This window comes from Enterovibrio norvegicus, assembly GCF_002876705.1.
Classification (GTDB): Bacteria; Pseudomonadota; Gammaproteobacteria; order Enterobacterales; family Vibrionaceae; genus Enterovibrio; species Enterovibrio norvegicus_B.
Genome location: NZ_MDAG01000057.1, coordinates 717,331 through 731,184, shown reverse-complemented (window position 1 = coordinate 731,184; position 13,854 = coordinate 717,331). Strand labels below are relative to the sequence as shown.

Sequence of the window (13,854 nt, the reverse complement as noted above, 5' to 3'; positions counted from 1 at the left end):
CAACAATTCCATTGCTTGGGTATGCGTGCATTGAGTAAGTAGAAATGGACATTAGCCAAAGCGTTACTCTAACAATGGTTTTCATTATAGTTGTTACTGTTTTTCTTAATGTGCTTGGCCTTATATTTGCTCGTGACGATTTGGTGTATTTTTATTATTCCAATTTTCAATACTTTCGATTGGTGTTGTTGGTTAAGTAACGCCATTTGAGAAAACAATGAATGAATAGAAACCAAGGTATACGCGTTAGAAAATGTATGGCTTTGTCCGTTTCATGGCGATATGGATTTAGGCTCAAAGTGTGGTTGAAGAAGAACAACCCCAAAAGTGCCCAAAGGAGCTTGGAAAGGGCTTGAAGGGTGATTACAAGAGGCTTTTTGATTGACTTCAGTGAGCAATCATTCATCCGTAAACGCAGTGAGTTTTTCTGCTTAGGACACAAAGCCAAAAAAGAAGACCTTAGATGGAGTGAATTGTGTAGATAAATTCTATGGCAATATTAATTTGTTCAAAGGTTTCCATCCTATATTTAATCCGACAAATTCCTTCATCTGTTAAATTTCGGCGAATCGTGATCTTATTGTATTTACGACGCGGGATAATAGTTTGAGGTGCGGTTTGGCTCTATTCTTCGCCATCTGTAAGGCAGTTAAAAGTCAACGTTATCTAGTTTATTTGACGCGAGATTAATACATGTGCGGCGTAAAAATTAAGATGACATCTGGTTTTTTTAAAATGCCGCTTTTGCTTAAAAATCACAAGCGCAGCACTCGGCTGCGCTTATGGTCAATTAATCATTCAAGTAACGATCAATCAAATGTTGCTTAAAGTACTCAGGATTCAGCGGTTCGCCCGTTGCCTGAATGACGAGCTCTTCGGTGGAAAGCGTTGAACCTTTGGACCAAACATTCTCTTCCAACCATGCACTGATTGGTGCCAAATCGAGGTTCTTTAAGCACGCGTCCACATCGACGGTTTTACGCATTGCAGCCATGAATTGCGCCGCATACATGGCACCTAATGTGTAAGACGGAAAATAGCCAAAACTTCCGTCGGTCCAGTGGATATCCTGCATACAACCATACTGATAGTTGCCTTTGGTGGTGAGGCCGAGGTATTCCTGCATTTTCTTATCCCAACGTTCAGGGATATCTTCGACGCTGATGTTGCCTTCCATCAGGTCACGTTCGATTTCGTAACGAAGAATGACGTGCGCTGGGTAGGTCACTTCATCTGCATCTACGCGAATGAAACCGGGTTGAACGCGATTGTAGAGTGCGTTCATGTTATCGACGGTGAATGCAGAATCAGATTGTCGACCAAACGCTTCTGCTGCCATTTTGGCGAGGTGCTCGACGAAAAGTGGGTTTCTTCCTAACTGCATTTCAAAAAACAGACTCTGGCTTTCATGGATCCCCATAGAGCGTGCTTCGCCAGCGGGGGAATTACCGAAGGCTTTCGGTAAGCCTTGTTCATACCGGGCATGACCGGTTTCATGGACGACGCCCATGATAGCGGAAGTGAAATCTTCTTCATCGTAGCGGGTGGTGAGGCGAACATCTGATGGTACGCCGCCACAAAACGGGTGTGCGCTAACATCAAGGCGACCATGATTGAAATCGAACCCAATCACATCCATAAAGCGCTTACCTAGTGCGGATTGTAATGCTGTGTCGAACGGACCTTGAGGCTGCTCAATGTGAAGCGATTTCTGTTTTTCGAGCACTGATTGGGTAAGTTGAGGAAGCCAGGTTTTGAGATCACCGAATAAGGCATCTAATTTTTCTGTGGTCATGCCTGGTTCGTAGAGATCGAGCATGGCGTTATAAGGGCTTAACCCTGTTTGCTTCGCGCGAATCTCTGCTTCTTGGCGGGAGACGTCGACCACATGTTTTAGATTTGCAGAGAAGCCTTCCCAGTCGTTGTTAGGTCGCTGTGTGCGCCATGCATGTTCACATGCCGAACCTAGCAATGATTTTGATTCGACGAGATCGGCGGGTAATACGGTGGCTTGTTCCCAAACTCGCTTCATCTCGCGAAGGTTAATTTTGTCGGTTTCACTCAGTGATGCAATGTTGGTTTCTGCGTCGACAATCCATTCACCCATCTCTTTAGCAGTGAGCGTTTCGTGACACAGCAAGGCTAAATCGCTCATGGCTTGCGAGCGGACATCGTTGCCGCCTGATGGCATCATCGCGGCTTGGTCCCAACCACAAATCGCTGCAAGGTGTTGGTAGCTAGAGAGCTTCTTGAATTGTTGTTCAAGTTTTTTCATCGAATCCATGGGCTATTCCGTTTTGTCGCGAGTGTTTAATGAGAGAAATAGTATCAGGTGAAACGGAATCAGCCATGGTTTTGACGCATTGGAGCGGAGTATATTGCAAAAAGTTGTTTTTTCAGGCGCTATGCTTGACAGTAGCACGTGGGAAATACGTATTCTTTAAGAAAAACAACGGGTCTTTATTATGTATATCTTTGGCTATGGCAGCCTGATTAATGGTGAATCTAGAAAGGTGACGGGCGATACAGGCCAAGCTGTTCCCGCAGTGGTTTCTGGGTTACAACGTCACTGGGGAAAAACGGGGTCCCCGAATATGTCGCACCTTGTCGTCAAAGAAGCTGAGGGTGAATGCAACGGCGTACTGATCCACATCGACAGCGAAACCTTAACGGTATTTGATATTCGAGAAGCCGGGTATCAGCGCGTTGAGTTAGACAGCCAAAGGATCCAACTACTTGATCAGACATTTACTATCGACGAGCCCGTTTATGTTTACGTGACAGATGAGGTGATTTCACCATGTTACATTCAGCCGATTGCGCAAAGTTATGTTGATACTGTGTTGGCGGGCTGTTTGAGGTATTCCGCAGAGTTTGCACAAACGTTCATTGCATCGACGCAAGGTTGGGAAAACCCTCGGATTGATGACCGCAGAGCGCCCGTTTATCAGCGTGTAGCAGGGGTTGATGACAATGCGAGAGCAGAGATCGATCGTATGCTGTTGGGCTATCCGATGATGGAGTAACGTTGAATTTTCAGCCAGTGTTATCTGAAACGAAAAAGCCACGTCCGAAGACGTGGCTTTTATATTTTTATCGCGAGTAGAAACTACTCTTCGTAAACGAATTCTGGTGATTCGATTTCTACACGACGGTTTTTCGCACGACCATCTTCAGTGTCGTTTGAAGCAACTGGGCTGCTTTCGCCTTCACCAACAACGCTTAGGCGATCAGCGCTAACGCCGTTTGAAGTGAAGTAATCTGCAACAGACTGAGCACGTTGCTCAGACAGTTTTTGGTTAAACGCTTCAGAACCTACGCTATCGGTGTGACCGATGATAACTGCTGTTGATTCTTCGAAGTCTTGAAGGCGCTTAAGCATAGGGTTCAATGCTTGTGCTGCTTGAGAAGAAAGCTCGCCTTTACCAAATGCAAACAGCTCTACTTCGTCTGCTTCAGAGAAAACGTATTTCTTCGTTTCAACAACTTCAGCAACAACAACTTCTTCAACCACGACTGGCTCAGGTGCTGGCTCAGAAGAACGACCGAAGTGGAACGTTACACCTGCAGAGACAAGGTGGTTGTCAACGTCTACGTAACTTTTGTCCATATCTGGTAGGTATTGATATTCTAGACGCAGGTTAACAAGATCAGTTGCGCGGTGATCGACACCTAACGCAGCAAGTATAGTGTGGTCATCTACATCGCCTGCGCGGCTGCTCCAATCCCACATGGCAACACCAAGTTTACCGTAGATGTCTGTAGCGTCTGATACACCAACGTTGAACTTAGGTGCAAGTGTCAATGCAGTCAGATCACCACTTGCTGGACCAGCACCAGTGAAGTTGGTATCGAAGTGACCAAGGTAGTCGTAAGTCGATTCGATAGAAAAGTTGTTACCGAAGTCGTAACCAATAATTACGCCACCGCCAACATTATCATTACTTCCACAACCACCGCCGTCACATGCGTCAGTAAGTGTAGAAACACCAAATCTTCCACCAAGGTAGAAATTTGAATCATCTTGAGCATAAGCCAAAGGCGAAAGAGCCACCAATAGGCCCAGGCTAATCACTGCTTTTTTCATTTTGTTCTCCATTCCTTCTAGAGAGGGTTTGGGATGAAAGACTCTATAGGGGGTTCGAGAGTCACATTCCGGAGTTTGCTCTGCGCAAATCTATTCTCGATCATCATTTAGTTGATGATTTAATAAGCTAGGCTAGGGATGGCTAGCTTGCAATACAAGGCTTGAGAATGAAATTCAGGCTTTTTTAATACAACAGTGTTCAAAAAAGAGTGGTTTTGTGGGTTGGGGTTGAATTTGTTGAAAATTCTAGGAAATAAGTTTTGAGGAAAATAGCGGAAATTACTTAAAGAAAAAGCGCCTATCTGAGGCGCTTTAGTTCACGGGCTCCCGATACGGGACGATTGACGGAAATTTGCTTTCCTTTCTTCATCCCCTTTTCATAATCATCGGTAATGCCTTTCATCGCATCGCGCAGTTGTTGCTTGAACGTTTCGCGGTCGATGTTCTTAAATTGACTGTCGATGTAGTCTTTCATTTTCTTGTCATTGTCTACATCGGGTGCAATGTTAGGCAGCTTAGCCATTGCGCCTTCAAGCCAACCAAACGTAAAAGACTGCAAGCGTCTATTCAGTTCGGTCTGGGAGGTGCCAGAGCCTGCAAAACTATTGCGGAACTGTCCTGTGTGTTCGTTCATTTCACGGTAAACAATGTCAAAGGCGAAGGCTGCAAAAATGGCGCGGTTTGCATCGCCAATGAATTCAGCTTTCTTTAAGCCTTTGTGGTTGGTGAGAACACATTCAACGCCGAAGCGTGTGTTGATGCCTCTGATGATTTTCAAAACGGCATCGCTGATCGAAGAAGGGAGCAAGGTTTCAGACGTGGTTTTACCCATGCTGATAAAATCGATGTCTTCCTGATCCAAGCCATACTTGCGCATCAGGGTTTGCGCCATCTTTATGGCGGCGGCAGCCTCGTTGATGTTGGCTGAGTTACCCAGTTCAAGGCATTTGGCAATCTTCTTTAATGCTTTGCGTTTTGCGTCGGACATTCATTTCACCACAGAAAAAACCGGAGCAGTATTTTACCGATTGCTGCGCGTTTTACCAATAATAAGATGATAGCTTTTGATAATGGCTTATGCCGATTTGATATGTTTATCGCCTTGTTCGGCCGTTTTTGGTGGGCGAGAGGCATTGATAATGAGTAGATTTAGAAAAAGTTCCCTAAAACTCATCATTGTTCTCGATTTTTCTCATTCTTGTGAAAGTTCTTTGAATGCAGTGCGGTCAAGTTAGCAAGTGATAAAAGGATCGCAATCATATGAAGATATCGACGCGGGTAGAAGTGAAAAGCATAGTGATGGCGGGGCTCGCATTATTGTTCTTCGCAGCCAATTCTGTGCTGTGCAGAATGGCGCTCGCGAACACCAATATAGACCCAGCATCTTTTACGTCTATTCGCTTAGCGTCTGGTGCGGGAATGCTGTTTTTCCTCAGTTTTCTGTTCCCAGTGAAACAATCAAATAAAGAAGACAGTGAAGCTACTGGGTTTAATTTCATTCATCAGCCGGTAGAGCATTGGCTCGCGGCTGCGATGTTGTTTCTTTATGCCGCTTCGTTTTCGTTTGCCTACATGTACCTCGATGCAGGAATGGGGGCATTGATCCTGTTCGCGTTTGTTCAGTTAACCATGTTTGCCTACAGCCAACATAAAGAAGGTGGGGCAACGGGTCTTGAATATATTGGCGCATTAACTGCCATATGTGGTTTGGGGTACTTGGTGTCGCCAGGTATGGATTCGCCCGACATGTGGGGAACCATTCTCATGGCCATTTCAGGCGTTGCATGGGGCGCTTATAGCGTTCTAGGCAAAGAGATTAAACAACCTCAATTAAAGGCGAATTGTATCAATTTCCGGTTGAGCTTGTTCTTTGTGGTGCCGTTTTTCTTAATGAACATTCCGATGAACACTTTGTCGTCAGAAGGCATTTGTTTAGCGGTTGCGTCGGGTGCCGTGGCGTCTGCAATCGGTTATGCCATTTGGTATTGGGTTGTGTTGCAATTTAAAGCGACGCAAGCAGGTGTGTTGCAACTTACTGTGCCTTTGATTGCTGCAGTAGGTGGCTATCTCTTGTTGGATGAGGCGTTAACGCAGCGCATGTTGATCGCGGCATCCGTCATTTTGCTTGGGATCATGGTGACCTTCTTGGGGAAACAGCGCAAGCAAACCTCGGTGGCATGAAATTGATACCGAAACACACCTGATCATAACGACAGTAATTCTCCCTGAATCCAGTATTTTCAGGTTGTTTGGGTATATACTGCAAGCGACATACCGAATTTCGAGGCCGCTTTGCAGTATCACGATGGATTCCTGATTTCTCGTCACAGTCGTGACATTGGTGATCAAACTGAACTTATCTTTTGGGTTCAAACCGACAATGGCCCTGCCAAACTGGTGATTCAACAAGAATCGCCGGTTTTCTTTATTGCAAATGAGTATGTAGAAGAAGCTCAACGTCATCTCCGTGCCGCCAATATCCCTTACCAAACTCGCCCTTTGCCGCTGAAAGACTTTTCTTACAGCGAAGTGACAGGTTTTTATTTCACCACGCTAAACGCCGTAAATCGTGCCAGTCGATTACTGCAAGTGGAAGGGTTGAACGTATTAGAAGCCGATGTGCGTTTGCCAGACCGTTTTCTGATGGAACGTTTCATTTGCGGCGGGATCACTTTTGCTGGTAGCGCAACGCAGCGAAACGGGTATGTGGAATACCGCAATGTAAAGGCGAAGTCTTCGGATTATTCGACCACGTTATCCCGTGTTTCTCTCGACATAGAATGCTCTGAGAAGGGCGTGTTGTATTCCATTGGTCTTGATAGTGAAGTGGACAGTCGCGTGATCATGATTGGTGATGCGCCAGATAATGCCGATGAAATGCCGTGGATAGAATGGGTAGACACAGAACTTGCGCTGCTCAAAGCGTTGAATGCGTGGTTTGTGCGGTTTGACCCCGACATCATCGTTGGCTGGAGCGTGATTGATTTTGACTTTCGACTGCTTATCAAACGTGCAGCGTTCAACAAAATTGATCTTCGCTTAGGGCGAGGCGGGGAAAAAGCGCATTGGCGAGATTCTAATAACAGCCGACAAGGTTTCATTACCTTGCCAGGGCGTGTTGTGATTGATGGTATTGATGCACTCAAAACCGCGACCTACAGTTTCCGATCGTGGTCGTTAGAATCCGTGTCGCGCACCATGTTTGGCGAAGGAAAGGCGATTGATAATCCCTACGATCGCATGGATTCAATCAACCGCATGTTCCGTGACGATAAGCCAGCCTTAGCGAAATATAACCTTCAAGACTGTGTGTTGGTTAACCGCATCTTCGAAGAAACCCACTTGTTAGAGTTTCTTATTCAACGCAGTCGTTTAACGGGCATTGAGCTTGACCGTATTGGCGGCTCGGTAGCTGCATTCACCAACCTCTATCTACCACGATTACATCGCGCAGGTTATGTTGCGCCAACCCTGACCAGTGAGAACTGGATTGCCAGTCCTGGCGGGTATGTGATGGACAGTAAACCGGGTCTCTATGATTCGGTCTTGGTGCTCGATTTTAAATCACTTTACCCGTCGATTATTCGCACCTTTTTGATCGATCCTCTTGGGCTGGTGGAAGGGCTTATTACAGATGATGAAACCACGACGGTTCCCGGTTTTCGCGGTGGTATTTTTCATCGAGAGAAGCACTTCTTACCGGCTTTAATTGAGGATTTGTGGAAGGCGAGGGATGAAGCCAAGTTACAGGGTGAAAAAGCCTTCTCACAGGCGATAAAAATCATCATGAACTCCTTCTACGGCGTCTTGGGTTCGTCGGGTTGTCGTTTCTTTGATCACCGGCTCGCGTCTTCAATCACGATGCGCGGTCATGAGATCATGAAAATGACGCGCGAGTTGATTGAAGCAAAAGGTTTCGAGGTGATTTATGGCGACACAGATTCGACGTTTGTTTCGTTAGGTAAGCGTCATGAAAATGAAGACGCCGATAACATTGGTCATTCATTGGTAGAACACATCAATGACTGGTGGATCGCGCACCTAAAAGAAACTTACAGCATCGACTGTGCCCTTGAGATTGAATACGAGATTCACTATCAAAAATTCTTGATGCCCACCATTCGCGGGCAAGATACCGGCAGTAAAAAGCGCTACGCCGGCTTGGTAAACAAAGACGGGGAACGTCGCATTGTTTACAAAGGATTGGAAACAGTTCGAACAGATTGGACACCGCTCGCACAGGTCTTTCAACAAACCCTATATCAGAAAGTGTTTGATGGAGAAGAGGTTGAGGATTACGTGCGTAAAACAGTCGAAGATACGTTACAAGGTCACAACGATGATGCATTGATATACCGTAAGCGATTGAGACGTAAGCTTTCTGACTACGAAAAAAATGTGCCTCCGCATGTGAAAGCCGCCCGTAAAGCTGATGCGTATAACGAGAAATTGGGTCGAAATTTGCAATATCAACATGGTGGTTGGATTGAATATGTCATCACATTGAATGGACCTGAACCGTTGGAAGCGATAGACAGCCCGTATGACTATCAGCACTATGTCGATAAACAACTCAAGCCGATCGCAGACGGTATTTTGCCCTTCATTGGCAAGCATTTTGATTCGTTGGCTGCGCCGCAGTTAGGACTGTTTTGAGTTTTACGACGAAACGTAGACGCCGAAAACGTTAAGCGCTAATTCGGCTACTTGTTCAGCGGTAAATCGGTAATACGTTTATATAGTGGCAAATAAAAAGACCGAGCATTGCTCGGTCTTTTTGGTGAACAAACGTTTAGTATTAGAAGAAATTCACGCTTGAAACGTGCGCTTTACACGCGACAACAGGATCAAAGCAGATGGCACCACGGTTTGGGGTACAGACTTTGAATACATCCCCACAGTCATAAATCGCGATAACCACTTCATCTTCCGCACCAAAACATCGTGGTAGTGATTCACCGACGTTTACGGCCACTTCTTGACCTTCATGGGACCAAGTAAGCTGGGCAATACGCTGATCGCTAACTGGCGCGTTGACATTTTTAGCAATGCTCGAATAAATGGATTCAGCATGCTCTTGAGATTCGGCGGACGGTACAAAAAAAGACATAACTCCTCCTAAATAATGTTCTTCCCTGAGTCTTCAATGCAAATAAGTATGCTATTTAAAGACAATAACCCAAAAGGTTATGTGGTTAAGCTAGCAAACTTAGCCCTCTAAACGCAATCTTAATTTTTTACGCGAGAAAAGCGGTTGTCACTAAAAAGATAGGCAAACATCAGGTGCTTACTGGCGTGAACAGGAAGAGAAACCCAGAGACTGTTTGCTGGTTTTTTGTACATTAACAGCATGAAATTTGCTTTTCAGTGCAAAACTCGCTTGAATGAAAACAGATTCACGCCAATTGCGTGGAAAGCTTATTAAGTAAGGAGTGCTTTTGGAGCAACTGGACTTTTTTAACGTACCCAGCCCATGCATTGGCGTTTGCCAAGTGAACAACAAAGGGTATTGCAAAGGTTGCTTTCGAAGTAGGGAAGAGCGATTCCATTGGAACGATTTCAATGGGGAGCAGCGACGGAACGTGGTACGTCTATGTAAACAACGTTACCAGCGTATTCTGAGAGCGAAGCAAGCGCACGAAGCGCAACAAGAAGTGGAAGCAGAAAGCCCACAACAGTCTTTGTTTGGTGATGACGATTAACTGACCAACGAATCACAGATGAAAAAAAAGCGCCCATTGGGCGCTTTCTCTTTCAAGCTCAAAAGCATTAGATGCGGATGAAATCCATGTGCATAACTTTTGGCTTGAACGGGTGACGTTGGATGTCCTGAGGCTTAACGTTCACTTCTTGACCGTCGATTACTAGAGTAATCGCTTCGTAGAACTCAGGCTTGTCCATTTGGTTGATCACGATGTGGTGCTCAAGCGCGATTGCAACTGGAGCTGCTTCGCCACCGTAGATAACTGCTGGGAATTGATCAGCGTGACGCAGGCGGCGGCTCGCACCTTTACCCTGCTCAGTACGTACTACTGCATTGAATTTCATAATAAATACTCTTAAAAAATAGAGAGTTATAAATAAGTATCTAACTTGCGACCAATCTAGATACCAAGTAAATCGAGCGCGGATACTACCACCCAGTCTTAGGAATAACAAGGGTATTAGGCGGTTCAGCGTTCTTTTTTCGCTTGAAACGAACTGTTTGGATAAAACCTGTACGTTCCTGTCTCTATTCAATAATTCAGGGCAATTGAGTCGGCGAGGTTTCTTAAGGCGCACGTAACTCGGTATCTCATTTTGCTCTGAACTAAACCGCTTTCTATCAGCGTATGTTTTGTGCTTCTTTTCTGATCATTTCGTCCACCTCCTGTTGAGAAGCAAACTGTGTGAGATCGAAGATCTTGTCGCGGATTGCCCAAAAACGTCCGTTTTTACGTGCCACTACAAAATCGGGAAATCGCAGTCTATGTTCTGCATTCGCGACTTTCGAGGGCGCGGTGTCGGTGAAGGGACGATGACGGTCAACCAAATGGGCGTTAATGAACTTGGCGAGAAACTCCTGCTTTTGGCGCTTGGTTGAAAGCGGCCACACCTCGTGAATTTCCGCACCGTCGTGACCAACGTAGGTCACTTTGAGTTGAGGCTTATCGAATTTATTCTTGCCTGCCGTTAAACGCATGTCGGCACATGCCATGATCATGGCATCTTTGAGCTTGAGTGCGTCTCTCAGCTTCTTATCTGGATCAACCAGGGCATGATCGCACTGATGACAACGCCGCGCTGCGATGTCATTGTCAGCGCCACATTCGCTACAGAATTTCGCACGAAAACGGTAGCCGCAGATTTCTCGTTCGCCTTCGTCATCCTCAAAAAAGCCTTGGCAACGACGCCCATAGTGTTCGATCAAGAAGCCGTTGTTATCGAGTTTTCCCCAAAAGTTATTGTTAAACCCGCACGCAGGGCAGGGAACCGTGACGATTTCGCTGTCACTGTCAGGTTTAGGATCGCCAATCTCAGGCTGGTACAGGTCGTAGACATTGCCAGCATAATCCAGAATCAAACAGTCTTCTTTGCCAGGGGATAGGCGCAAACCGCGGCCTGCAATTTGCTGGTAAAGGCTGACAGACTCTGTTGGACGCAAAATGGCGATGAGATCAACGTGGGGCGCATCAAATCCTGTGGTAAGTACAGAGACATTGACCAAGTACTTTAATTCTCGGCGTTTGAAACGCTGGATAATGCTGTCACGTTCATCTTGCGGTGTGTCACCAATGACCAAGGCAGAATCTTTTTCGGGCAGTAACGTAAGAATTTCCTGTGCGTGCTTCACCGTTGCGGCGAACACCATGACACCATGACGATCTTTTGCGTAATCGAGCACCTGCGTCACGATTTGTGGGGTAGCACGAGGCGCATTTTCGATCACGCGGTCGAGATCTGCTTCTTTATAGAAACCGGTCGTCGACGCTTTCAGTGATGAAAAATCATAGCTAAGAACGGGGGCATCCAGAACTTTTGCTTCTGTCAAAAAGCCTTCATCAAGCAAGAAGCGAATCGGTAATTCAAAAATACAGTCTCTAAAGAAACGCGGCTTTTCACTGCGCACACGCCCAGCGGTATGGAATTGATAAATCCAGCCTAAGCCAAGGCGGTAGGGTGTTGCTGTCAGCCCGAGTACTTTAATACCTGCATTCACTGATTGAAGGTGTGAGATGACCTTCCGATAGCTGCTTTCTTCGTTATCAGGAACACGGTGGCATTCATCAATAACAAGCAGTGAGAACTCTTCTTTGAACGCATCAAGGTTGAGCACCATAGATTGGACCGAGGCGAACACGACTTTGTCATCGCTTTCTTTACGGCCTAATCCTGCTGAAAAGATCCCGCCTTTAAGTCCGTACCCTTCGTATTTCTCGTGGTTCTGCTCCACCAACTCCTTTACATGCGCTAACACCAGCACTCTGCCTCGCGCCAGCTTCGCCAATTCGGCGATCACCAAGCTTTTACCCGCACCCGTCGGCAATACAGCGACAGCGGGCGTGGAATTTTTTCTAAAGTAGTGAACAACCGCTTTTACGGCGTCAGATTGGTAGGGGCGAAGGGTATACATGGGATCAAAAAGGCAGCCAATATTGGCTGCCAGTGTAACGACGCGTCGTGTGAAAGGCTAGGAAATAGCGAGAGTTATGTCTTCACGTTGAGGCGTTTAGACATGATGCAATGTTGCCTTCTCGGCATGTAGTCAAACTGCTCATAGAACTCACGTGCGCCGCTATTACCAATGTTCACTTCTAGAATGATCGATTGGCAGTTATTTTTTGCCGCATGCTCTTCAAGAGTGGGAAGAACGTGAGACCCCACACCTTGGCGACGCCATTCTTGTGTCAGAAAGATCTGGTCAATGACCGCGATCTGCCCACCGAGCTCAACGCTGAAGCTATAGCAAACAACAACGAATCCGATGATTTCGTTTGTACCGTCACTGTCTAAATTAATTAGAAATACATCGCCGTGCGTCGGGTGTGAAAGCAAATAGTTAAAGGCAGACGTCACGTGTTCCACATCGAAAGAAAGTGCTTCATGATCATGAAGTTCTTTTGAGAGCGCTAAGAGGCTCGGCATTGAATCGATGGAAGGCGATTGCAGCGATACGTTCATAAATTCTTCCCTGATCAATAAGTTAAAAGGCAACTGATTATAATCAAAAATTGGGAGACACAGGATTAGACTGTAGCGGAACTGTTAAGTTCGGCACCTCTTAGTTATAGGAAGGGGAAAAGCAGAGCGCAATTTCATTAGTGTTTAAAAAATCTCAATGCTGTTTTCACTGTACCTTTGCTGGTGACTTCCTATAATGCGCCTTTCGAGTACAAAGCGGACTATAAAAATCATGATTAGGCTAGACAAATTTCTTTGTGAAACTGTGGGTGTAACCCGTACCCAAGCAGCACGACTCCTCAAAGAAAAACGTATCACGCTTGACGGAAACATCGTTAAAAGTGGTGCCATCAAAATTGCTGAAGATGCAGACGTTGAATTTGATGGTGCGGCGTTGAAATTGTCAGGGCCACGCTATTTCATGATGAACAAGCCTGAAGGGTATGTGTGTTCGCATGAAGACTCGAGCAATCCTACTGTTTTTGTTTTACTTGAAGAAGTGAATGCAGAAAAACTGCACATTGCAGGACGTTTAGACTGTGACACAACAGGCTTACTGCTTCTGACTGATGATGGTCAATGGTCGCACCGTGTGACATCGCCAAAACACAAATGCGACAAGACTTACCGAGTTTGGTTGGACGATCCGATTGAGGACGACGTTGCAGAGCAATTTGCTGAGGGCGTTATGTTGCGCGGTGAAGATGCAGAAACCTTACCCGCACAAATGGCGGTCGTTGGCGAAAAAGAAGTGCTGCTGACTATCCATGAAGGTAAGTACCATCAAGTAAAACGCATGTTTGCCGCTGTGGGCAATAGAGTCGTGGGCTTACACCGTGAAACCGTGGGCGCACTTGTGTTAGATGAAGCGCTTGAGCCTGGCGAGTATCGTTTACTGACAGCAGACGAAGTCGCGCAGTTTATTCCATCAAAGTGAGCATGCGTGCTTAACGGCGACGTTAACCCGATACATCAAGTTTAAGCATCACCATTGAGCATTGCGATTAGACATTGCCTCAGTGGTGTCGAAAAAAGCGCTACAGATGATCCCATTCTGTGGCGCTTTTTGATCGTGGTGCTATTTCTTCGATAGCCTCGATAGCCTC

At 46.0% G+C, this 13,854-nt stretch carries 12 protein-coding genes; 5 read left to right on the top strand and 7 right to left on the bottom strand.

What is annotated here, in order from left to right:
- Positions 1-790: 790 nt before the first annotated feature.
- Positions 791-2,284: a carboxypeptidase M32 gene (locus BCT27_RS22520; RefSeq protein ID WP_102396828.1), complete on the bottom strand. Its 1,494-nt coding sequence runs from the start codon at positions 2,282-2,284 to the stop codon at positions 791-793.
- A gap of 181 nt (positions 2,285-2,465) precedes the next feature.
- Here BCT27_RS22520 and BCT27_RS22515 point away from each other — a divergent pair, with 181 nt between their 5' ends.
- Positions 2,466-3,026, top strand: coding sequence for a gamma-glutamylcyclotransferase family protein (locus BCT27_RS22515; RefSeq protein ID WP_102396827.1), 561 nt, complete (start codon positions 2,466-2,468; stop codon positions 3,024-3,026).
- Between the two features lie 83 nt (positions 3,027-3,109).
- Here the strand turns inward: BCT27_RS22515 and BCT27_RS22510 are convergent, their stop codons facing one another.
- Together BCT27_RS22510 and BCT27_RS22505 are read right to left on the bottom strand one after the other, a co-directional pair.
- Positions 3,110-4,087, bottom strand: a complete 978-nt coding sequence (locus tag BCT27_RS22510) for an OmpA family protein (protein ID WP_102396826.1) — start codon at positions 4,085-4,087, stop codon at positions 3,110-3,112.
- 298 nt (positions 4,088-4,385) lie between these two features.
- The gene (locus BCT27_RS22505; RefSeq protein WP_017009718.1) at positions 4,386-5,075 is read right to left on the bottom strand and encodes a DUF2786 domain-containing protein; all 690 of its coding nucleotides are present in this window, start codon (positions 5,073-5,075) and stop codon (positions 4,386-4,388) included.
- A gap of 272 nt (positions 5,076-5,347) precedes the next feature.
- Here BCT27_RS22505 and BCT27_RS22500 point away from each other — a divergent pair, with 272 nt between their 5' ends.
- Positions 5,348-6,268, top strand: coding sequence for a DMT family transporter (locus BCT27_RS22500; RefSeq protein WP_102392162.1), 921 nt, complete (start codon positions 5,348-5,350; stop codon positions 6,266-6,268).
- 111 nt (positions 6,269-6,379) lie between these two features.
- Positions 6,380-8,743, top strand: coding sequence for a DNA polymerase II (locus BCT27_RS22495; RefSeq protein ID WP_102396825.1), 2,364 nt, complete (start codon positions 6,380-6,382; stop codon positions 8,741-8,743).
- A 142-nt stretch (positions 8,744-8,885) separates the two neighbouring features.
- Here the strand turns inward: BCT27_RS22495 and BCT27_RS22490 are convergent, their stop codons facing one another.
- A complete protein-coding gene (locus tag BCT27_RS22490; protein WP_102318808.1) occupies positions 8,886-9,197 on the bottom strand; it encodes a hypothetical protein in 312 nt (103 codons plus the stop codon).
- A gap of 328 nt (positions 9,198-9,525) precedes the next feature.
- Between BCT27_RS22490 and BCT27_RS22485 the strand changes: the two genes are divergently transcribed.
- Positions 9,526-9,789, top strand: coding sequence for a DUF1289 domain-containing protein (locus BCT27_RS22485; RefSeq protein ID WP_102318809.1), 264 nt, complete (start codon positions 9,526-9,528; stop codon positions 9,787-9,789).
- Between the two features lie 67 nt (positions 9,790-9,856).
- Here the strand turns inward: BCT27_RS22485 and rplY are convergent, their stop codons facing one another.
- From rplY to BCT27_RS22470, 3 genes are all read right to left on the bottom strand, one after another.
- Positions 9,857-10,135: a 50S ribosomal protein L25 gene (gene rplY, locus BCT27_RS22480; protein WP_017009723.1), complete on the bottom strand. Its 279-nt coding sequence runs from the start codon at positions 10,133-10,135 to the stop codon at positions 9,857-9,859.
- Between the two features lie 277 nt (positions 10,136-10,412).
- Positions 10,413-12,200: a DNA repair helicase RadD gene (gene radD / locus BCT27_RS22475; protein WP_102396824.1), complete on the bottom strand. Its 1,788-nt coding sequence runs from the start codon at positions 12,198-12,200 to the stop codon at positions 10,413-10,415.
- 74 nt (positions 12,201-12,274) lie between these two features.
- Positions 12,275-12,748 carry a GNAT family N-acetyltransferase gene (locus BCT27_RS22470; protein WP_102318810.1) on the bottom strand — a complete coding sequence of 158 codons (474 nt, stop codon included), beginning with the start codon at positions 12,746-12,748 and terminating at the stop codon, positions 12,275-12,277.
- Positions 12,749-12,983: 235 nt separating this feature from the next.
- Here BCT27_RS22470 and rsuA point away from each other — a divergent pair, with 235 nt between their 5' ends.
- On the top strand, positions 12,984-13,685 hold the full coding sequence (gene rsuA, locus BCT27_RS22465; RefSeq protein ID WP_198597612.1) for a 16S rRNA pseudouridine(516) synthase RsuA: 702 nt from the start codon (positions 12,984-12,986) through the stop codon (positions 13,683-13,685).
- The last annotated feature ends 169 nt before the right edge of the window (positions 13,686-13,854 follow it).